Origin of the sequence: Nonomuraea sp. N2-4H, from assembly GCF_045291505.1 — a bacterium.
GTDB lineage: Bacteria > Actinomycetota > Actinomycetes > Streptosporangiales > Streptosporangiaceae > Nonomuraea > Nonomuraea fastidiosa.
Genome location: NZ_CP147987.1, coordinates 2,580,184 through 2,601,811, shown reverse-complemented (window position 1 = coordinate 2,601,811; position 21,628 = coordinate 2,580,184). Strand labels below are relative to the sequence as shown.

Here is a 21,628-nt window from a genome sequence, read left to right as displayed (position 1 = left end):
CAGTCATCTCCCCCGTCGTTCAGGACGTTGCGTCCGAGCCGCCCAGCTCGCTGTCCAGCACCGCGAACAGCTCCTCGTCGGAAGCCGACGCGAGGTCCGCCACCCGGCCGGGCGCGGCGCCGTTGCCGCCGGCGCGGCCGTGCGCCTCCCGCCAGCGGCGGGCCAGCGCCTCCAGCCGGGCCGCGACGGCCTCCACGTCGGCGGGCTCGGGCGGGGCGTCGGCGATCGGCTCGGCCATGGTGGCCTCCAGCCGCTCAATCTCGTCGAGTACGGCGCGCGCCGGATCGGCGTGCTCCGGGTCGAGCTCTTCCAGGAGGAACTCGACCAGCGCCTCCGGGTTCGGGTAATCGAAGATCAGCGTCGCCGGGAGCCGCATCCCCGCGGCGGCGCCGAGCCGGTTGCGCAGCTCGACCGCGGTCAGCGAGTCGAAGCCCAGCTCGGCGAAGGCGCGGTCGGGGCCGATCGCCTCGACGCCGGAGTGCCCGAGCACCGCGGCGACGTGCGAGCGGACCAGGTCGAGGAGGATGCGGCGCTGCTCGGCGGGCAGCAGCCCCGACAGCCGGTCGGTCAGCGACTCCTCCGCCGCCGGAGTGTCGGCCGCCGCGCGGCGTCGCGACGGCGCGGTCACCAGCTCGCGCAGCACGGGCGGGACGGGCCCGGCGGACAGCGCGTCGGCGTCCACGTCCGCGGCGAGCACCACCGGGGCGTCACCGGAGACAGCGGCGTCGAAGCGGCGCAGGCCGGACTCGGTGTCGAGCTCGCGCAGCCCGCTCGCGGACAGCCGGGCGGACTCGCCGGCGCCCACGTGGGCGGTCATGGCGCTGCGCTCGGCCCACAGGCCCCAGGCCAGCGAGTGGCCGGGCAGGCCGAGGTTGCGCCGGTGCTGGGCGAGCGCGTCCAGGAAGGCGTTGCCCGCGGCGTAGTTGCCCTGTCCCGGCGATCCGAGCAGGCCGGCCGCCGAGGAGAACATGACGAACAACGCGAGGTCGTCGTCCCTGGTCAGGTCGTGCAGGTGCCAGGCGCTGTCGGCCTTGGGACGCAGCACCTTCGCGAGCCGGTCGGGGGTGAGCGAGGCGATCGTGGCGTCGTCGAGCACGCCGGCGGCGTGCACCACGCCGGTCAGCGGATGCTCGACGGGGATGCCGTCGAGCAGCGCGGCGAGCGCGTCGCGGTCGGACACGTCGCATGCCGCCACGCGGACGGACGCGCCCAGCCCGGCCAGCTCGTCGCGGAGGGCGGCGGCTCCGGGGGCGTCGGCGCCGCGCCGGGTGACCAGCAGCAGGTGCCGGGCGCCGTACCGGGTCACCAGGTGGCGGGCGACGTGCCCGGCGATGACGCCGGTGCCGCCGGTGATCAGCACGGTGCCGTCCGGGTCGGGGTCGCGCGGCACGGCCAGTGCGAGCTTGCCGACGTGGCGGGCCTGCTGGAGGTGCCGGAAGGCGTCTCTGGCGCGCCGGGCGTCCCAGACGGTGACGGGTGCGGAGCGCAGCACGCCCTCCTCGTAGAGGCGCACGACCTCGGCGAGGATCTCCTGGACGCGTTCCGGGGTGCCCTCCGGATGCTCGGTGCGGGACTGGGCGACCATGTCGTACGCCCGGTAGACGACGCCCGGGTGGGCGGCGGCCACCTCGTCCGCCTGCCGGATGTCGGTCTTGCCCATCTCCAGGAAGTGGCCGCCGCGCGGCAGCAGCTCCAGCGAGGCGTCCACGAACTCCCTGGCCAGCGAGTTGAGCACGACGTCCATGCCCTTCCCGCCGGTGACGGCGAGGAACTTGTCGCGGAAGCCGAGGTCCCTGGAGGAGGCCAGGTGGTCGTCGTCGAGGCCGAGCGCGCGCAGCACCGGCCACTTGGCGGGCGATGCGGTCGCGAAGACCTCCGCGCCCAGGTGCTGGGCGAGCTGGATCGCGGCCAGGCCGACGCCGCCGGCGCCCGCGTGCACCAGCACCCGGTCGCCCGCGCTCACCCCGGCCAGGTCCACCAGGCCGTAGTAGGCGGTGAGGTTGACGATCGGCAGCACCGCGGCCGACGTGAACGACCAGCCGCGCGGCATCGGGACGAGCAGCCGCCTGTCGGTGATCGCCACGCTGCCCGCGCCGCCGTCCACCAGGCCGGTCACCCGGTCGCCCGGCCGCAGGTCGGTGACGGCGGAGCCGACCTCCAGCACCACGCCCGCGGCCTCGCCGATCAGGCCGTCGTCCTCCTCGGTGATCATGCCGAGGGCGACGACCAGGTCGTGGAAGTTGATGCCGGCGACGCGGGGCGCCAGCCGTACCTCGGTGGGGCGCAGCGGGCGCAGCGCCTCGGGTGCCGGCAGCAGCGCGAGGTTGGACAGCGTGCCCTTGCCGGTGGTGGCCAGCCGCCACGGCCCGGACGGCGGGACGAGCGCGTCGGTGTCGCGCACCAGGCGCGGCACGTGCACCGTCCCTGCGCGTACGGCCAGCTCCGGCTCGCCCGCGTCGATCGCGGTGCGGATCGCCGCCCACGGCAGGTCCTCGCCGTCGGCGTCGAGCAGGACGATGCGGTCGGGGTGCTCGGCCTGGGCGGCGCGCACCAGGCCGACGGCCGCCGCGTGTGCGGGATCGACGTCCTCGCCCGGGACGACCGCCGCCGCGCGGCGCACGATCACGACCAGCCGGGCGCCGTCCTGTTGCTCGGCGGCGAGCCATGTGCGCAGCGCGTCGAGGGTGGCCCGGGTCGCGGCGTGCGCGGCGGCTGCCGGGTCCTCGCCGGAGTCTCGCGGCACGTGGAACGTCTCGATGCCCGGGGTCTGCGGGGCCGCCGCTTCGGCGGCCTGCGCCGCCTGGGGCAGCGGCGTCCAGGTGAGCCGGGGCAGCGCGACGTGCACCGCCGCGCCCGCCAGCTCGCCGTCGGTGATCGGCCGCACCACCATGGCGTCCACCGAGGCCATCGGGGCGCCCGTGGAGTCGGCCAGCTCGATGGTGTAGCGGTCCGGGGCCGAGCCGTCGGCGGCGCGCAGCCGTACCCGCGCCGTGGTGGCGCCGGTGGTGTGCAGGCGCACGCCGCGCCAGGTGAACGGGAGCTTGGGCGCGCCGGAGCCGTCGCCGTCGATGAGCCCGGCGGCGTGCAGGGCGGCGTCCAGCAGGGCCGGGTGGATGCCGAACCGGTCCGCGTCACCGGCTGCCTGCTCGGGCAGGGCGACCTCGGCGTAGACGTCGTCGCCGCTGCGCCAGGCACGGCGCAGCCCGCGGAAGGCGGGGCCGTAGCCGTAGCCGCCGGCGGCCATGGTCTCGTACAGGTCGCTGACGTCCACCGGCCGGGCGTCCGCCGGGGGCCAGGCCGGGCCGGTCCCCTGCGGGGCGGGGGCTTCGCCCGCCGTCTTGGCCAGGCTGCCGGTGGCGTGCCTGGTCCATACGGGGGTCTCCGCGTCGGGCGCGTCCGGGGCGGCGTACACGGAGATCTGCCGGTGGCCGTCCTCGGCGGCGCCGACCACCACGCGTACGCGGGTCGCGCCGTCGTCGGGCAGCACGAGCGGACGTTCCAGGATCAGTTCTTCCAGTACGTCGCAGCCGGCGCGGTCGGCGGCGTGCAGCGCCATCTCGACCAGCGCCGCGCCGGGCACCATGATCCGCTCGGCCACGCGGTGGTCGGCGAGCCACGGCTGGCCCGCGACGGACAGCCGGCCGGAGAAGACCAGCCCGTCGCCGTCCGGCTCGTCCAGCACCGCGGCGAGCAGCGGGTGGCCGGCGGCGTCGAGGCCGGCGGCGCTGAGCCCGGCGGGTCCGCCGAGCGTGCTCGGCTTCCAGTACTTGTCGTGCTGGAAGGGGTAGGTGGGCAGGTCGACGCGCGGCGCGGCGGGCAGGACCTTCGACCAGTCCACCTGTGCTCCGCGCAGCCAGGCCTCGGCCAGCGCCGTGGTGAACCTGCCGCCCTCGTCGCGGTGCAGCGTGCCGAGCGCGGCGACGTCCACGCCGTCGGCGGCGGCGGTCTCCTCGATCGCGGGAGTGAGCATCGGGTGGGGGCTCATCTCCAGGAAGAGCCGGCGTCCGCGGGCCAGCAGCGCCCGGGTGGTCTCGGCGAACCGTACGGTCCTGCGCAGGTTCGTGTACCAGTACTCGGCGTCGAGCCCGGTCGTGTCCAGCTCGGCCGCCTCCACGGTGGAGTAGAACGGCACCGCGGCGGCCTGCGGGCGCAGCCCGGCGAGGTCGCGCAGCAGCGGCTCGCGCAGCACCTCCACCTGCGCGCCGTGGGAGGCGTAGTCCACGGCCAGCCGCTTGACGCGGGTGCCGTCGGCGCGCAGCCGGGCCTCCAGGGCGTCCAGCGCGTCGGAGTCGCCGGCCAGCACCACCGATCCCGGGCCGTTCACCACGGCCACGGAGATCGCGTCGCCGTGGTCGGCGAGCAGCTCGGGCATGCGTTCCGCGGGCAGCGCCACGGACATCATGCCGCCGTTCAGGCCGGACAGGCGCTCGGCGACCGCGCGGGAGCGCAGCACCACCACCCGCGCGCCGTCGGCGAGGGACAGCGCCCCGGCCACGCAGGCGGCGGCGATCTCGCCCTGGGAGTGGCCGACCACGGCGGCCGGTTCGACTCCGGCGGCGCGCCAGGTCTCGGCCAGCGCGACCATGACCGCCCAGAGCACCGGCTGGACCACGTCGACGCGTTCGAGCAGTTCGGCGTCGCCGAGCGCGTCGCGCACCCGCCAGTCCACCAGCCGCTCGATCTCGGCGGCGCAGCGGTCGAGGGCGGCGGCGAACGCGGGCGAGGAGTCCAGCAGCTCGAGCGCCATGCCGGGCCACTGGCCGCCCTGCCCGGGGAAGACGAACACCGGCTGGTCCGCGCCCTCGTGCACCTGGCCCCGGACGAGCCCCGCGTCCTGCTCCCCTGCGGCCAGCGCGCGCAGCCCGGCCAGCGCGGCCTCGCGGGAGTCGCCCAGTACGGCGGCACGCTTGGGCAGACCGGCCCTGCGGGTCAGCTCGGCGGCGATCTCGGGGAGTCCGGTCTCGTCGTGCTCGGTCATGAAGGCGGCGAGCCGGTCGGCCTGGGCGCGCAGCGCGGGCTCGGTCTTGGCCGAGACCAGCACCGGCAGCACGGCGCTGCCCGCATCCACGATCGTCGGGCCTGCCTCCGCCGGGGCGTCCTCGGCGGGCGGCTCCTCGATGATGACGTGGGCGTTCGTGCCGGAGATGCCGAAGGAGGACACGCCCGCGCGGCGCGGCCGATCGGCCTGCTTGGGCCAGGGCTTCGGCTCGGTGAGCAGCTCCACCGCTCCGGCGGACCAGTCCACCTTCGACGACGGGGCGTCCACGTGCAGGGTCTTGGGCAGCAGCTCGTGCTGCATGGCCAGGATCATCTTGATCACACCGGCCACGCCGGCGGCCGCCTGGGTGTGGCCCAGGTTCGACTTCACCGAGCCCAGCCACAACGGCTCCTTGCGGTCCTGGCCGTAGGTCGCCAGCAGCGCTTGGGCCTCGATCGGGTCGCCCAGGGAGGTGCCGGTGCCGTGGCCTTCGACCACGTCCACCTGGTCAGGGCCGATCCCCGCCGACGCGAGCGCCTGCGCGATCACCCGCTCCTGGGAGGGTCCGTTGGGGGCGGTGATGCCGTTGGAGGCGCCGTCCTGGTTGACCGCGCTGCCGCGTACGACGGCCAGGACCCGATGCCCGCGGCGGCGGGCGTCGGACAGCCGCTCGACCACCAGCACGCCGACGCCCTCGCCCCAGCCGACTCCGTCGGCGCCCTCGGAGAACGCCTTGCACCGGCCGTCGGCGGCCAGGCCGCGCTGCCGGGAGAACTCGATGAACGCCCCCGGCGTGGACATCACGGTCACGCCACCGGCGAGGGCCAGGTCGCACTCGCCGCGCCGCAGCGCGTCCGCGGCCAGGTGCAAAGCCACCAGCGAGGACGAGCAGGCGGTGTCCACGCTGATCGCGGGACCGCGCAGGCCGAGCGTGTAGGAGACGCGCCCGGAGACCGTCGCGCCGCCCGCGCCCGCGGGCACGTAGTCGTGGTACATCACGCCGGCGAACACCCCGGCGCTGGTCTCGCGCAGCGACGTCGGGTCGATACCGGCCCGCTCCAGTGCGGTCCAGCTGACCTCCAGGAACTGCCGTTCCTGCGGGTCCATCTCGGCCGCCTCGCGGGGGCTGATGCCGAAGAAGTCCGGGTCGAACTCGGCGGCGCCGTGCAGGAAGGCGGCCTGCCGCGTGTACGAGGTGCCCTCGTGCTCGGGGTCGGGGTGGAACAGCGAGCCGAGGTCCCAGCCGCGGTCGGCGGGGAAGTCGCCCACCGCGTCGACGCCCTCGGTCACCAGCCGCCAGAAGTCCTCCGGCGTCTGCACGCCGCCCGGGTACCGGCAGGCGAGCCCGACGATCACGATCGGGTCGGTCCCGGCCGGGGCCGCCGCCGCAGCCGGTGCCTGCGCGGGCTCCGGCTTGCCGCCGAACCGGTCGGCCAGGAAACCGGCCAGCGCGGTCACCGTCGGGTGGTCGAAGACGAGGGTCGCCGGGAGCGCCATGCCGACCCTGCGGCCCAGCCTGTTGCGCAGCTCCACGCCGGACAGCGAGTCGAAGCCCAGCTCCTGGAAGGCCCGGTCAACCGGCACCGCGTCGGGCGAGCCGTAGCCGAGCACGCCGGCGGCCTCCGCGCGTACCACGCCGAGCAGCAGCTCGCGCCGCTCGGCCGGGGACATCGCGCCGAGCCGGTCGGCCAGCGAGCCGGGTCCCGCCGCGGCGGCGCGGGCGGGGCGGCGGCCGGCGAGCGCGCGCAGCACCGCGGGCGGTTCCGTGTCGCGGCCGCGCAGCGCGGCCAGGTCCAGGCGGCAGGCGACCGGCGCGGGATGTCCGGCGGCGAGCGCCGCGTCGAACAGCGCGAGCCCCTCCTCGGCGGTGAGCGGGCGCATGCCGGAGGCGGCGAGGCGGGCGGTCTGGCGGTCGTCCAGCCGGCCGGCCATGCCGCTCTCCGCCTCCCACGCGCCCCAGGCGATCGAGATCGCCGGGAGCCCGGCGGCGGCGCGCTCGGCGGCGAGCGCGTCCAGGGCGGCGTTGGCGGCGGCATAGTTGCCCTGTCCCGCCGCGTCCATGAGCCCGGTCGTCGAGGAGAACAGCACGAACGCGCGCAGGTCCAGGTCGCGGGTCAGCTCGTGGAGGTGCCACGCGCCGTCCACCTTGGGCTGCAGCACCCGCGCCAGGCGCTCGTCGTCGAGGGTCGGGATGGTGCCGTCGGCCAGCACGCCCGCCGCGTGCACCACGGCCGCGAGCGGCTGCCGCCGCGCGGTTTCGTCCAGGAGGGCCGCGAGCGCGGCGCGGTCGGCCACGTCGCAGGCGGCCACCGTCACCTCAGCGCCGAGCCCGGCGAGCTCGTCGCGCAGCTCGGCCGCGCCGGGCGCGTCGAGGCCGCGGCGGCTGGTCAGCACCAGGTGCCGTACGCCGTGCTCGGTGACCAGGTGCCTGGCCAGCAGCGCGCCCAGGCCGCCGGTGCCGCCGGTGATCAGCGTGGCGCCCTCGGCGGGCCATGCGGCGGCGCCGTTCTCCGGTGCGCGGCGGGTGAGCCTGGGGATGTGCGGCTTTCCCGCGCGTACGGCGATCTCCGGCTCTCCCGCGCGCAGCGCGGCGGCCGTGGCCGAGTCGATGACGGAGCGGTCCTGGTCCTGCTCGGGGTCCAAATCGATCAGGACGATGCGCCCCTGGCTCTCCTCCCTGGCGGCCCTGGCCAGTCCCCAGACCGCCGCCTGCGCCATGTCCGGGGCAGCGCCGCCGATGGCGACCGCTCCCCTGGTCACGATCACGAGGGTGTCGTCGGTTGACGGGTCGGTGGCCAGCCAGCGCCGTACGCGCTCCAGCGTGGCCGCCACGGTGCGGCGTACCCGCTCGGGCGCGGAGGTGGCGGTGCCGGTGTCGTCCCAGGCCAGATGGACCTCGGCGTCCCGTGCCGCCGGGTCGCCGTCCTGCGTGGCCAGCGGGCGCCATTCCACCTCGTACAGGGGTAGCGCCGCCGCTCCGCCCGCCGGGAGGGAGTCGGCGAGCGGGCGGGATTCGAGCGACGTCACGGTGGCCAGGGGGCCACCCGTCGCGTCGGCGAGGTCCAGCCGTACGGCTCCCGCGCCGTCGGCGGGGCGCAGCCGTACCCGTGCCGCGGCGGCGCCGGTGGCGTGCAGCTCGACGCCGCGCCATGCGAAGGGGACCACCGGCCGCCCGTTCTCGCTCGCCTTCTCGTCCGCTTCGGGCAGCAGGCCCACGCGCAGCGCGGCGTCGAGCAGCGCGGGGTGCGCGTCGTAGCCGGTGGCGTCCACGCCTTCGGGCAGCGCCACCTCGGCGTAGAACTCCTCGCCCTTGCGCCAGGCGGCGCGCAGCGCGCGGAACGTGGGGCCGTATTCGTAGCCGCGCTCGGCCAGCCGGTCGTCGAGCCCGTCGATGTCCACGGCCACCGCGCCGGGGGGCGGCCACGCGGTGAGGTCGGCGCCTTCCGCAGTGGCGGGGGCGAGGGTGCCCTGCGCGTGCCGGATCCAGCCCTCCCCGTCGGCGGAGTGGATCTCCACGGTACGGCGGCCGTCGTCGTCCGGGGCGGCGACCGCGACCTGGACGGCCACGCCGCCCGCGTCCTCCCCGGTGGGGATGACCAGCGGGGTCTCCAGGACGAGCTCGTCCAGCCTGCCGCAGTCCACCTCGTCGCCGGCGCGGAGCGCCAGCTCCACGAAGCCCGTGCCCGGGAAGATCACGGTGCCGTTCATCGTGTGGTCGGCCAGCCACGGCTGAGTACGCGGGGACAGCTGCCCGGTGAGGGTGACGGCCCCGTCCGGGTGGGTCACGGCGGCGGCGAGCAGCGCATGCTCGACGGGCGACTGCCCGGCCGCCGACACGTCGCCCGACTTGTGAGCTTCGAGCCAGAACCGACGCCGCTGGAACGGGTACGTGGGCAGCGCGACGGGACTTGGCGGGGTCTCGCGGTCGGCGAACCAGCCGGCCCAGTCCACGCTCACGCCACCGGCCCAGGCCGCGCCGAGCGCTTCGGCGAAGTAGGCCACCTCGTCGCGGCCGCGGCGCAGCAGCGCCACCACCGGGGCATCGTGACCGGCGAGGGTCTGTTCGATCATGGGGGCGAGCTGGGCGTCGGGACCCGCCTCCAGGAAGTGGGTGACGCCGCGCCGCCGCATCACCTCGACGCCGTCGGCGAACCGCACCGGACGGCGCACATGCTCCACCCAGTAAGAAGGCTCGGTGACCTCCTCACCCGCCAGCTCGCCGGAGACGTTCGAGACCACGGCGAGCTCCGGGCGACGCAACGTCAGCCCGGCGACGACCTGCTCGAACTCGGCCAGCATCGGCTCCATCAACGGCGAGTGGAACGCATGCGACACCCGCAGCGGGCGGGTCCGATGCCCCTGCTCACGCGCCCACTCGACGATCTCGGTGACCTGGTCGGCGGCACCGGAGACCACGACCGCGCCCGGCGCGTTCACCGCGGCGATGGCCACCTGATCGTAACGAGCCAGCACGGAGGCGATCTCGTCCTCACCGCAGCCGATCGCGGCCATCGCACCACCGGCCGGCAACGCCTGCATCAACCGCCCACGGGCGGCCACCAGACGGCACGCATCCGCCAGATCCAGCACCCCGGCGACGTGCGCGGCGGTGATCTCACCCAGCGAGTGCCCGGCCACGAAGTCCGGCCGCACACCGAACGACTCCAGCAGCCGGAACAAGGCAGTCTCGAAAGCGAACAACCCGGCCTGCGCGAACACCGTCTGATCCAGCACCCCGTCAGGGGCCGAGTCGCCGAGGATGATGTCGCGCACGGTCAGTCCACCGGCCAGCTCGGCTGCGACATCCGTCCCGGCGAGTTCGGCTTGCAGCAGCTCGCAGGCTTCGTCGAAGGCGCGCGCGAACACGCCGAAGCGCTCGTACAGTCCGCGGCCCATGCCGGGCCGCTGCGCGCCCTGCCCGGAGAACACCAGGCCGAGCCGCCCGCTCCTGGCCTCTCCGACTGTGACGCCGGGCGGGGTCTCGCCGGCGGCCAGGCCGCGCAGCGCGGCGATCAGGCCGTCCTTGTCGTGGGCCACCAGGGCGGCGCGGTGGGCGAGCGCCGCGCGGCGGGTCAGCGTCCAGGTCACGCCGGGCAGGTCGGCGTCGGCGCCGTCACCGGTGAGGAACCCGGCGAGCCGTTCCGCCTGGGCGCGCAGCGCGGCCTCGGACTTGGCCGACACCACGATCGGCAGCGCCGGGGAGCCCTCGGCAGGCGAGGGCTCCGTGGTCTCCTCGGGGGCCTCTTCGAGGATGACGTGGGCGTTGGTGCCGCTGACCCCGAACGCGGAGACGGCGGCCCTGCGCGGGTGCCCGGCGCGCGTCCACGGCCGGGGCTCGGTGAGCAGCTCCACGTTGCCGGCCGACCAGTCGACCTCGTGGCTGGGGGCGTCCACGTGCAGTGTCTTCGGGAGCGTGCCGTGCCGCATGGCCAGCACCATCTTGATGACGCCTGCCGCGCCGGAGGCCGCCTGGGCGTGTCCGATGTTGGACTTGACCGAGCCGAGCCACAGGGGCCGGTCGCGGCCCTGCCCGTACGTGGCGAGGAGCGCCTGCGCCTCGATGGGGTCGCCCAGCCTGGTGCCGGATCCGTGGCCTTCGACGACGTCCACGTCCGACGGCGACAGTCCGGCCGCCGACAGCGCGGCGCCAATCACCCGCTCCTGGGAGGGGCCGTTCGGCGCGGTCAGGCCGCTGCTCGCGCCGTCCTGGTTGACGGCCGAGCCGCGGATGACGGCGAGCACGGGGTGGCCGTTGCGCTGGGCGTCGGAGAGGCGTTCGAGCAGCAGCAGGCCGACGCCCTCGCCCCAGCCGACCCCGTCGGCCGCGGCGGCGAAGGACTTGCAGCGGCCGTCGGGCGAGAGCACGCCCTGGCGGCCGGAGTCGACGAACAGCTCGGTGGTGGACAGCACGGTGGCGCCGCCGGCCAGGGCCAGCTCGCACTCGCCGCCGCGCAGCGCCTGCGCCGCCAGGTGGAGGGCCACCAGCGACGAGGAGCAGGCGGTGTCCACGGTGACCGCGGGTCCTTCGAAGCCGTACAGGTAGGAGATGCGCCCGGAGGCGACGCTGCGGTGGCTGCCGTGCGCGATGAAGCCCTGGACGCCGCGGGGTATCCGGTCGCTGCGTGAGCCGTAGTCGCCGTACATGACGCCGACGAACACGCCGGTACGGCTGCCGCGCAGCGCCGTCGGGTCGATGCCCGCGCGCTCGACCGCCTCCCACGTGGTCTCCAGCAGCAGCCGCTGCTGCGGGTCCATGGCGGTGGCCTCGTTGGGGCTGATGCCGAAGAACTCCGGTTCGAAGCCGGCCACGTCGCGCAGGAAGCCGCCCTCGCGGGTGTAGGTCTTGCCCGGTTTGCCGCGCTCCGGGTCGTAGATGGCGTCGATGTCCCAGCCGCGGTCGGCGGGCATGGGGGTGACGGCGTCGACCTCGTCGGTGATGAGCCGCCACAGGTCCTCGGGCGTGGTGACCCCGCCTGGGTAGCGGCAGGCCATGCCGACGATCGCGATCGGCACGGCGCCGTCCGGGCCGGCGCCCAGTTCGCGCAGGCGGTCCTCGGCCGCGCGCAACCGCCGCCGGGATTCCCGCAGATCCGCCGTCGCTCTTTTCAGGTAATTGACAAGTCTCTCTTCGTTGTCCATTACCAACCTAGGAATATGAGGAGCGTTGAGCTCACCGGGCTTGTACGTTCTGACCCTTTCGGTGCCGCCACCAAACTACGAAAAGTTCGGAGCCGCACTAACCCCTATGCGCCCCCTAAGACCAATTAATTGTGGGGGCTCAGGAGTTCGCCGGCGCGTTCGGCGAGCGCCTTTCTGTCGACCTTGCGGTTGGCGTTGAGCGGCAGTTCTCCGAGGTGGTGATATCGCTTGGGGACCATGCCGTGCGGCAGTGTCCGGCGCAGCCTGTTGGCGAGCTCGACGGGGGGTCGCGGCTCGCCGGTGTAGAAGACCACCAGCTCCGTTCCGGCGGGGCCGTCCACCCCTACCGCGGCGGCCTCGGCGACGCCGTCTCCTGCGGCCAGCAGCGCGTGCTCGATCTCGGCCAGTTCGACCCGCCAGCCCTGCACCTGGACCTGGGCGTCGCGTCTGCCCAGGTAGGCGAGCTCGTCGCCGGGAAGGCGCCGTACGCGGTCGCCGGTGCGGTAGAAGGTGTGGCCGTCGTGCTGGAGGAAGCGGCCCTCGCCGTCGCGCGGGTCGAGGTATCCGGGGGTGAGCTGGGGTCCTGCGACGCACAGCTCGCCTTCCTCCTCGTCGGTCACCTCGCCGTCCTCGGTGACGAGCAGCACCTGGTGTCCCGGGTGCACGGCGCCGATCGGCACGACGCCGTTGACCGCGAGCTTGGCCGACTCATCGGACCAGCGGTGGCCCGCGATGGTGACGGTCAGCTCGGTGGGGCCGTACAGGTTCTCCACGGTGGCGTGCGGCGCGGCCGTGATCCAGTCTTCGACGTCCTGGCAGCGCAGCGCCTCTCCGGCGAAGAAGCTCCACCGCAGGCCGGGCAGCGCGCCGGGGCGCAGGGCGCCGAGCCGGCGGGCCAGGCTGATGCCGCTGGGCGTGGAGAACCAGACGGTGACCTGGTGGTCGTCCAGGAAGGCGGGCAGGTCGGCGTGGCCGCGGGGCGGCACGGGCACGGCGGGTGCGCCCGCGCCCCAGGCGCAGAACAGGTCGAAGATGGCGCAGTCGAAGGTCAGGTCGAAGGTCTGCGAGAAGGCGTCGCCGGGGGTGAAGTCGTAGCGTTCGTCCAGCACGCCGAAGTAGTGGGTCAGGTTGGCGTGGGTGAGCGTCACGCCCTTGGGCCTGCCGGTGGAGCCCGAGGTGAACAGGATGTACGCGGGCGCGTCGGGCGGCGCCGCGACCGGTTGCGCGAGGGCGTGCGCGGCCGAGATCGCGACGCTGCCTTCGCCGCCGCCCTCGGGCAGCAGCACGGAGCCGTAGAAGCCGCGTTCGCGCAGCTCGGGCAGCAGGCGCGCGCCGCGCTCGTCGGCGATCACAGCGGTGACGCCGGCCGCCGACATCATCCGCGCCGTCCTGTCGGGCGGGAAGCCGACGTGCAGCGGCACCACCGTGGTCCCGGCGTACAGGGTCGCGAGCAGCCCGGCGTAGGCGGTGGTGCCCTTCTCGGCGAGCACCCCCACCGGTCCGGTGACGCCGGCGTGGAGCAGCGACCCGGCCCACAGCAGGGCGAGCTCGTGCAGCTCCTCGAAGGTGACCGTGCGGCCGCCGAGGCGGAGCGCGGCTCCTTGCGGCGCGGCGGCGAGACCGTTCAGAAATCGCCCGTGCAGGTTCCGCTGAATTTCTTCGCCCATTTTCTTTTCCCCAGCGCGAGAATATGAGGCATAATGCGAGCCATGTGGGATGAAAAGTTCGAGGAGTTGCTGCGGCACCGACTTCCCTTGCTGTCTTCCGACGACGAGCTCACCGCGGACACCAACCTCCGGGAATTCGGACTGGATTCCATGGGCGCGGTGGAACTGCTGAGCGCGCTGGAAGCCGATTACTCCGTGCAGTTCGACGAGCAGGCACTTGTTCTTGACACCTTCGCCACCCCCGGGGCGTTGTGGACGGCGCTCAGCTCGGCCCGTCCCGTCTCCTGACCCCGCGATCAACCGGCCGCCGAGCCCCGTTCAGCGACCGCTGAGCGGGGCTCAACTGTTGCGGGCGGCGAGCAGCGGCCGCTTGGGGCCGACCGGCACCACCGTGAAGTTCTTGGTGGTGGCGGGCACCCGGCTGAAGAGGGCGTCGGGCCCGGCCACGCAGACCGTGCGCACGCCGTGGGCGCGCAGCGCCTCCACCGTCCCCGGCCAGTGCATCTGCTTGACGAAGCCGTCGAGCAGCAGGTTCCGCACCTGCTCGCCGGTGGTCAGCGGCGACCCGTCGTGGTCGGAGATCACCGGCAGCCGCGGCTCGGCGAAGTCCAGCTCGTCCAGCACCTCCTTCTCCGCGCGTTCGCGCAGCCAGGAGAAGGCCGGTGAGTGCATCGGCGGGCGCATCGTGTAGAGCGACAGGCCGCCGGCGGCGCGGATGCCCTTCTCCAGCCCCGGCAGGTCGTCGGCGGACAGTGTGATCATGAAGAAGTCGCGGTCGACGCGGCAGGCGACGTCGGCGATGCGGCCGCGCGCGGTCAGCTCGCCGAGCATCTCCTCCACCACGTCGGGCTGTACGCGGACGAACGAGTGGGTGACCAGGCCGCTGTGCTCCCTGCTGAAGTAGTCGGCCACGCAGCGGGCCAGCCGGGCGGTCATCCACACCGCGTCGGAGAAGCTCAGCGACCCCGCGTACGCGGCGGCCGGCTTGCCGCCGAAGCTCGGCCCCGCGCACACCCCGGGCGGGGCGGGCAGCGCCTCGCGCTCGGCCCACTCGGCCAGGGCCAGGCAGGTGACGAGGAACGCCACCTGGGCGTACTCGGAGTAGTCGCCCTCCGTGTCGCGGAACCGCTCCAGCACCGGGTATCCGAGCGCTTCATCGGCCTCGGCGAACAACCGCCACGCCGACGGCACCTCGGTGGCGAACCGCTCGATGTCGGCGTACGCGGTCGGCCCCATCCCTGGGAAGACCATCGCGATCTCGTGACTCGATGTGTTGTCCACTCCGGCACGCTAACCGCGGCCGACCTGCCTGCCCCACCCCTAGTACCCCTGCTCGTGATCCCCGCGGCCCCCACATTCTGCGGGCTTCGGCCGTTCATGCGAGGCCGTCGAATTTGCGCTGGACGTAGTGGAGCGCGTGCAGCAGCTCGGCGGAGCCGACCGGGCGCAGGCGGTGGCGTTCGGCCAGGTCGTCCAGCGGCAGCGCGCCGACGTCGGCCCACAGCAGCCGGCCGTCGGCGTCGATGCGGCTGCGCGCGGCACCCCTGTTGTCGGGGTGCAGGCAGTAGGGGATGTCGAGGTAGCCGAGCTTGAACGCGCGCAGCAGCGCGCGGCCCACGTCCTCGTGCAGCTCCAGGGTGGCCTCGATGAGCCGCCGCGCCTCGGCGTACACCTGCGAGTCCGTGCTGGGCGGCGGCGGCGCGGCGGGGCGGGCCGCGCGGGCCGCCCGTCCGGCCAGCTCCAGCGCGGCGACGTTCTCCTCGATCGTGGGGATGCGCTGGGACTCCGCCTCGGTCTTGACGATGAGCCGCTCGGCGCCCGTGCGCACGGCCAGCTCGGCGGCGGAGGTCAGCAGGGCGGCGGCGCCGCGCGGCGTCTCGGGGTAGACGCCCATGTACGCGTAGACGACGACGTGCCAGCGCACGCCGGACAGGAACTCCTCGGCCAGCGCGCGCAGCGCGAGCACCGCCTCGACGTCCTGCTCTGGGCTGGTCTGCTGGGCGTAGCTGAGCGAGATGTCGCGCAGGCCGTGCGCCTGGAAGAACAGGCCCTCCAGGACGCTGAGCGCGACGAGCTGGCCGGGCGGGCAGAGCTGGCCGAGCACGCAGCCGCCGAACGTCTCCAGGTGCGGCTCGCGCCCCTCCTCCTGCCCGCGGGCGACCAGCAGCTCGCAACCACGCGCCCAGTGGTCGACCGCCTGGCTGAGCGGGATCCTGCTGTACGGCAGGCAGTAGGAGACCGGGCCGCCTTCGGTGGCGTCCAGTCCGGCGTCCAGCAGCGCCTCGAAGATCCTCACCGGGTTGGCGGAGCCGTGCCGCACCTGCACGGGGAAGCCGTCGTCGCGGACGCCGTGCAGCAGCGCCCTGTTGACGACGACGCCGTGGCTGACCAGGGGGTAGCCGTTGAGCGCGGCGCCCGAGGCCAGCGCGGCGGCGGCCGAGCCCAGGTCGCCGACCCGGGTGTAGCTGTCCACGGTGATCGTGCCGGCGGTGGCCGCGCGGGCGCGTTTCGTGGCGAGCAGCCCGGCGCGCATGGCCGCCACGTCGCCGAATCCCATGCGGGGCTGCACCACCAGCTCGCCGGCCGCGGCCGTGGCGGTCACGTAACCGCCGAATCCAGCGGCCATGCGGGCTCAGCCGGACTGGACCGGCGTGCGCGCGGCGGCGTCGTCCGCCTTCCAGGTGACCGCGGCGGCCAGCGTCCTGAACTCGTCGATGTCCTCGGGGCCGCCGCGGTCGAAGACGCGGTCGCAGCCGGCCGCCTCGAGCTGATCGGCGAGCTCCTTTTCGCGGCGTCCGGTGACGCCGAGGCGGCCGCCCATGACGATGGGGACGCCGGCCAGCTCGGGCCGGGCGCGCAGCTTGGGGACGACCCGCAGGCCCTCGCGGTAGCCGTGGCCGTTGACGGTGCTGAGCACCACAAGGTCGGGGCGCTGGTCCACGCATTCGGCGACGAGCAGCTCGTCGGGAACGCACGGGCCGAGGTTGACCACGTCCAGGCCCTCCTCTTCGCAGACGAGCTGCAGATAGACGAGGTTCCAGGTGTGCGAGTCCGATGCCACGCCGCTCACCAGGGCGCGCGGGCGGCGGCCCTCGATGCGGGCCGGGTTCTGATCGGGGAACATGCGGGTCACGTCAACTCCCTGTCGCGGCGTCGCTTGCGCGGGTCCCCGGTCGGGTCCCGGTGACGGTGGCGAGATAGGCCAGCAGCACTTCCCTGAACCGGTCGGGTTCCTCCAGGTGCGGGAGGTGGCTGGAGTGCTCGAGGATCTCCCAGCGGGAGTCCGGGATGAGCTCGTCGAACGGGCGTACGGTCTCCGGTGTCGCCTCGTCGTGCCGTCCTGAGATGATCAGGGTGGGCACCTCGATGGAGGGCAGCAGCTCTTCGACCGACCAGTCGCGCAGCGTGCCGACGACGTGGAACTCGGTCGGCCCGTTCATCGTGTAGTAGACGGTCGGGTTGTTGTGCATCTCCATGAAGGACGCCTGATACTCGCGCGGCCACGGGTCGACCAGGCAGACGTACCGGGCGAAGAAGACGCGCATGGCGTCGAAGTACTCGCGGGTGGCGGTGGTGCCGGCGGCCTCGTGGCGGGCGAGCGTCTCCTGCACCTCGGGCGGGAGGGTGGCGCGCAGCCGTTCCATCTCGGCCCGCCAGGTGATCATCGAGGCGGGCGAGTTGGCGATGACCAGCCCGCGCAGCCCGCTGGGGCGGGTGGCGGCGTGCGCGGCGCCGAGCATGCCGCCCCAGGAGTGGCCGAAGAGCAGGTAGCCGTCGGCCACGCCCAGTTGCTTGAGCAGGTTGTCCAGCTCGTCGAGGAAGAGCCGCACGGTCCAGAAGTCGGCGCCCTCGCCGGGCAGGTGGGTGGAGCCGCCGTTGCCGAGCTGGTCGTAGTGGATGACCGGCTGTCCGGTGTCGCTCAGCTCGGCGAGCGGCAGCAGGTAGTCGTGGGTGCTGCCGGGCCCGCCGTGCAGCACGACCAGGGGCGGGCGGCCGCCGGTCAGGTCGCCGGTCACGCGGTACCAGGTGCGGTACTCGCCGAACGGCACCGTGCCCTTGGCGGTGGGCCGCCGGGTCGTCGCGGCCGTCCTGCTCACCGCAGCGCCCCCTCGGCCAGGGCGGGCTCCTGCGCGGGCGCGCCGGCGCGGTGCTCGGCGACGAGGCGTTCCAGGCGGGGGACGAGCTCGGCGGGGGTGGGCTCGGCGAGCATCTCCTGCCGGAGCCGTTCGGCGGCGGCGCGCGGTCCGGGCTCGTGTACGAGCGCGGCCAGCGTGTCGCGGAAGCCGCGGGGGTCGAGCCGGGGCGGCGGGATGTACGCGCCGGCGCCGATGGCGGCCAGCCGCTTGGCCTTGACCGGAGGGTCCCAGGTGTTGGCGATCATGAGCTGCGGCACGCCGTTGAGCAGCGCGGCGCTGAACGTGCCGGCGCCGCCGTGGTGCACGACCGCCGCGCAGGTCGGCATGAGCAGGTTCATGGGGACGAAGTCGACGATGCGCACGTTGTCCGGCACCTCGCCGAGGCCGGCGCGCTGCTCGGCGTCGAGCGTGGCGACCACCTCGATGTCGAGTTCGGACGCCGCCCGTACCAGCTCGGCCGGGCTGAGCGCCCAGTCGTGCAGGAAGTCCGCGCCGGTGCCGCCGAGCGTGAAGCACACGCGGGGGCGGCTCGGCGGCTCGGCCAGCCAATCGGGCTGCACGGAGCGGCCGTTGTACGGCAGGGTCCGCATGCCGACGATCGGCACCCCGACGGGGAGGCGCAGGCTCGCGGGCATCGTGGTGTCGATGGTGAGCCGCCCGGTGACTGCCTCCTCGGTGAAGGGGCGGCCGTATCGGGCCAGGGTCAGCGTCAGCCACTCCCCCACCGGGTCCTCCCAGTGCGCCTTCGGCTGCTGGGCGCGCAGCTCGAGGAAGGTGCGGCGGGCGCTGCCCAGCACGTCCAGGCCCCACAGGGCCCGTACGTGGACCGCGCCGCACGCCTCGGCCGCGATCGCGCCGGCCAGGGTGAACGGCTCCCAGATCACCAGGTCGGGCCGCCAGCTCCGGGCGAAGCGGACCAGCTCGTCCACCATCTCGGTGTTGTTGGTGGCGGCGAGCAGCAGCGGCGCGATCACCGTGTCGAAGTCGAGCGCCTGCTCCCAGGTGACCGGCTCGTCGCGGTCCTCGTGCACCCGGGGCGGCCCCATGGCCGCGCCCGGCTGCTCGCGCACCTCCTCGAGCTCCGGGTCGGTGCCGACGGGGACCGCGACGAGCCCCGACGCGGTGATCGCGTCGGTCAGCGAGGGCTGGCTGGCCACCCGGACCTCGTGTCCGGCGGCGGTCAGCGCCCAGCCGAGCGGCACCAGGCAGTTGTAGTGCGAGGCGAGGGCGAACGAGGTCAGCAGGACACGCATCAGGTCTCTCCAAGCCCGAGCACGGGCAGCTCGACGGGGCCGCGCACCACGGGGGCGCGCCGCCGGTACACCGGCGCGCCGGACGGCCGCACGTCCGGCCGGGTCTCGGCGAGTATCCGCAGCGCCACCTCGGCCTGGGCGCGGGCCAGCGGGGCGACGGGGAGGTGGTGGAGGCCGCCGGCGAAGGCGAGCGGCTCCGGCTCGCCCTGCCGATCGAGGCGGAAGCGGCCGGGCTCCGGGTGCCGGGTCTCGTCCCGGCCCGCGGCGGCGGTGACGAGCACCAGGTGGCTGCCGGGCTCCAGCCGGGTGCCTGCCAGGTCGGCGGGTCCGGCGGCCACCCGTGCCTCCATCTGCACCGGCGGGTCGTGGCGCAGCGTCTCGGCCACGGCGGCGGGCGCGAGCCCGGGGTCGCGGGACAGCGCCTGCCACGCGTCCGGCTCGGCCAGCAGCGCGCGGACCGCGTTGCCGATGAGGTGGGCGGTCGCCGGGACGGCGGCGGTGGACAGCAGCACCCGTACGGCCCTGTCAGGGTCGTGGGTCCCCTCCCCCGGCGTGCCGCCGAACAGCTCGTCGAGCCCGGCCACCGCGTCCTCGATCCGGCGGACGAGGGCGAGCGGCTGGGCGGCGAGCAGGGAGTCGGGCAGCGCGGCGGCGTCCTGGCAGAGCTCGGCGTATCGCGGCAGGTCCGCCGCGGGGAGCCCGAGCAGCGCGGCGGTGGCGGCGGTCGCGACGGGCCAGGCGTAGCCGGTCATGAGGTCGCCGCCGGTGACGCGGTCGAGGCGGGCCAGGCACTCCCGCTCGACGGTCTTGCGGTGCGCGGCCAGCGGCTCCGGGTCGAGCAGGGCCTGCCAGTGGGGGCGCAGCCGCTCGTGCTCATCGGCCTCGCCGCCCAGCGTGCCGTGCCCGTAGAAGGGCAGAAGCTGCTCGGCGGCCGGCGAGCCGTCCCGGCCCGACATCCGCCACACCGGGTCCGCCAGGGCCGCGGCCGCCACGTCCGGGTCCGCGGTCACCCAGCTTCCGGTGGTGCTGCGGTGGATCGGGCCGCGCTCGCGGATCGCGGCGTAGAGCGGGTAGGGATCATCGGTGCCGCGCAGCACCAGGGCGAACGGGTCGCCCAGGATGCCCAGCACCCGCTGCGTGGCGCGGGCGTTGAGCAGGCGCAGCCCCAGTTCGTAATCGGCTGCCGGGTTGGCGCCTTCGGGCATGGTGCCTCCACCTAGCCGGCGATCGGATCGACGATGGCCACGGTAGAGGCGGACGTTCCCCCTAGATCAACCCCTAATGGGCCTCGCCCCGGCCCGCCGAACCACGTAGGGGGCCGGGGCGATCTGCGGGGGAACGCACGTCGCCGCAGGTGAGCGGCGGCTCAACGCGCCTCGGACATGCCGGGCTCCTCGGCGGCCTCCGCGGGCTTGATGTCGGCGCGGCGCAGCGCGAACAGCGCGATGGCGCCCAGCGCCAGCATGAGCGCGGCGGTCACGTACAGCGGCACCTGCATGCCGAGGGTGAACGCGGCCCTGGCGGCGTCGGCGAGCTGCGCCCCGATCTCCCCCGGCAGCTCGGCGGCGATGGCGAGCGCCGCCGCGAGGGTCTCGGACGCCGCCGCCGTCTCGGCCTGCGGCACCCCCTGCGGGGTGGTGTCGAGCAGCGTACGGCTGTAGACGACGGTGCTGATGAGGCCCATGAGCGCGATGCCCAGGGCGGTGCCGAGCTCCAGGCTGGTCTCCGACAGCGCGGAGGCCCGCGCGGACCGCTCGGGCGGCACGCTGCCCAGCACGATGTCCACCGCGACGGTGGCCACGATGCCGGTGCCCGCGCCCACCAGGATCATCCCCGGCACCAGCGCCGCCAGCCCGGCGTCCACCTCGACCTGCGACATGATGAGCAGGCCGACCGCCATGATGAGCGGGCCGGCGGCGAAGATGGGGCCGGGCCGCAGGCGCTGGGCGAGGTAGCCGGCGACCACGGCGGCGACGATCACCCCTACGCCGGCGGGCATCTGCCACAGCGCCGCGGGCAGCGGGCTGAAGCCCAGCACCTGCTGCAGGTACGGCGACGCGAGGTAGGTGCCGCCGGTCAGCGCGAACATGACCAGCGCGTAGCCGCCCACGGCCGTCGTGAAGACCGGCCGGCGGAAGAGGTCGACGTCGACCATCGGATCGGCCTTGCGGCGCTGCTGGTAGACGAAGGCCACGCCGAAGGCGACGCCCGCGACGAGCGCGCCGACCGACCAGATCGACGGCTCTTCCAGCGCGACCTGCTTGAGCCCGTAGATGAGCGGCAGCACGGCGGCCAGCGACAGCAGCACGCCGAGCAGGTCGAAGCCGCCCTTCTTGGGATCTCGCGACTCCGGCAGCAACAGCGGACCCGCGATCAGCAGCAGCGCCATGAACGGCACGTTCAGCAGGAAGACCGACCCCCACCAGAAGTACTCCAGCAGCAGGCCGCCCAGCGGCGGGCCGAGCACCACGCCGCCGGAGGAGCCGGCGGTCCAGATGCCGACCGCCATCTTGCGTTGCCCGGGATCCACGAACAACGTCCTGATGAGCGCAAGCGTGGACGGCATGAGGGTGGCGGCGCCGATGCCGAGCAGCACCCGGGCGGCGATCAGCAGCTCGGGCGAGGTGGCGTACGCCGCGGCGGCGGAGCCCACGCCGAAGACCACCGCACCGCCGAGCAGCACCCGGCGCCGGCCGATGCGATCGCCCAGGGCGCCCATCGGTATCAGCAGCCCGGCCAGCACGAACGTGTAGATGTCCATGATCCACAGCAGCTCGGTGGCGCTGGGCCGGAGCCCCGCGGTGATCCAGGGGACCGCCAGGAACAGGATGGTGATCGAGTTGGACAACAAGATCACAGGGAGCGTCAGTACGGCGAGGCCGAGCCATTCGCGTCGGCCCGCGGTGGGGCGAGTTGTCTGCGCCATGCCCCGAATCATACAAGCGTCTTGGACGG

At 74.4% G+C, this 21,628-nt stretch carries 10 protein-coding genes; 1 reads left to right on the top strand and 9 read right to left on the bottom strand.

The window, feature by feature from the left end:
- Positions 1 to 19: 19 nt before the first annotated feature.
- Together WBK31_RS11815 and WBK31_RS11810 are read right to left on the bottom strand one after the other, a co-directional pair.
- Complete coding sequence (locus WBK31_RS11815) at positions 20 to 11,617, bottom strand: SDR family NAD(P)-dependent oxidoreductase (RefSeq protein ID WP_406674798.1); 11,598 nt, start codon at positions 11,615 to 11,617, stop codon at positions 20 to 22.
- Between the two features lie 125 nt (positions 11,618 to 11,742).
- Positions 11,743 to 13,284 (bottom strand): AMP-binding protein, encoded by a 1,542-nt coding sequence (locus WBK31_RS11810; protein WP_364067721.1) that lies wholly within the window; start codon positions 13,282 to 13,284, stop codon positions 11,743 to 11,745.
- Positions 13,285 to 13,326: 42 nt separating this feature from the next.
- On the opposite strand from WBK31_RS11810, the gene WBK31_RS11805 reads away from it, so the two are divergent.
- Positions 13,327 to 13,572, top strand: a complete 246-nt coding sequence (locus WBK31_RS11805; RefSeq protein ID WP_364067723.1) for an acyl carrier protein — start codon at positions 13,327 to 13,329, stop codon at positions 13,570 to 13,572.
- Positions 13,573 to 13,623: 51 nt separating this feature from the next.
- On the opposite strand, the gene WBK31_RS11800 is transcribed toward WBK31_RS11805, so the two are convergent.
- From WBK31_RS11800 to WBK31_RS11770, 7 genes are all read right to left on the bottom strand, one after another.
- Complete coding sequence (locus tag WBK31_RS11800) at positions 13,624 to 14,565, bottom strand: ACP S-malonyltransferase (protein WP_364067725.1); 942 nt, start codon at positions 14,563 to 14,565, stop codon at positions 13,624 to 13,626.
- A gap of 94 nt (positions 14,566 to 14,659) precedes the next feature.
- Positions 14,660 to 15,910: a methylaspartate mutase gene (locus tag WBK31_RS11795; RefSeq protein WP_364067727.1), complete on the bottom strand. Its 1,251-nt coding sequence runs from the start codon at positions 15,908 to 15,910 to the stop codon at positions 14,660 to 14,662.
- Positions 15,911 to 15,916: 6 nt separating this feature from the next.
- Positions 15,917 to 16,408: a cobalamin B12-binding domain-containing protein gene (locus WBK31_RS11790; RefSeq protein ID WP_378790259.1), complete on the bottom strand. Its 492-nt coding sequence runs from the start codon at positions 16,406 to 16,408 to the stop codon at positions 15,917 to 15,919.
- Positions 16,409 to 16,418: 10 nt separating this feature from the next.
- Positions 16,419 to 17,381 (bottom strand): proline iminopeptidase-family hydrolase, encoded by a 963-nt coding sequence (locus WBK31_RS11785; RefSeq protein ID WP_406674797.1) that lies wholly within the window; start codon positions 17,379 to 17,381, stop codon positions 16,419 to 16,421.
- Positions 17,378 to 18,673 (bottom strand): activator-dependent family glycosyltransferase, encoded by a 1,296-nt coding sequence (locus WBK31_RS11780; RefSeq protein ID WP_364067731.1) that lies wholly within the window; start codon positions 18,671 to 18,673, stop codon positions 17,378 to 17,380. The genes WBK31_RS11785 and WBK31_RS11780 overlap by 4 nt, the downstream gene beginning before the upstream one ends.
- A complete protein-coding gene (locus tag WBK31_RS11775; RefSeq protein WP_364067733.1) occupies positions 18,673 to 19,878 on the bottom strand; it encodes a P450-derived glycosyltransferase activator in 1,206 nt (401 codons plus the stop codon). The genes WBK31_RS11780 and WBK31_RS11775 overlap by 1 nt, the downstream gene beginning before the upstream one ends.
- Positions 19,879 to 20,039: 161 nt before the next feature.
- Positions 20,040 to 21,599, bottom strand: coding sequence for an MFS transporter (locus WBK31_RS11770; RefSeq protein WP_364067735.1), 1,560 nt, complete (start codon positions 21,597 to 21,599; stop codon positions 20,040 to 20,042).
- Between the last annotated feature and the right edge of the window lie 29 nt (positions 21,600 to 21,628).

Excerpts from the sequence above, each read along its gene's own strand:
- WBK31_RS11815 (WP_406674798.1), bottom strand. The coding sequence starts at position 11,617 with ATGGACAACGAAGAGAGACTTGTCAATTACCTGAAAAGAGCGACGGCG.
- WBK31_RS11810 (WP_364067721.1), bottom strand. The coding sequence starts at position 13,284 with ATGGGCGAAGAAATTCAGCGGAACCTGCACGGGCGATTTCTGAACGGT.
- WBK31_RS11805 (WP_364067723.1), top strand. The coding sequence starts at position 13,327 with ATGTGGGATGAAAAGTTCGAGGAGTTGCTGCGGCACCGACTTCCCTTG.
- WBK31_RS11795 (WP_364067727.1), bottom strand. The coding sequence starts at position 15,910 with ATGGCCGCTGGATTCGGCGGTTACGTGACCGCCACGGCCGCGGCCGGC.
- WBK31_RS11790 (WP_378790259.1), bottom strand. The coding sequence starts at position 16,408 with ATGTTCCCCGATCAGAACCCGGCCCGCATCGAGGGCCGCCGCCCGCGC.
- WBK31_RS11780 (WP_364067731.1), bottom strand. The coding sequence starts at position 18,673 with ATGCGTGTCCTGCTGACCTCGTTCGCCCTCGCCTCGCACTACAACTGC.
- WBK31_RS11775 (WP_364067733.1), bottom strand. The coding sequence starts at position 19,878 with ATGCCCGAAGGCGCCAACCCGGCAGCCGATTACGAACTGGGGCTGCGC.
- WBK31_RS11770 (WP_364067735.1), bottom strand. The coding sequence starts at position 21,599 with ATGGCGCAGACAACTCGCCCCACCGCGGGCCGACGCGAATGGCTCGGC.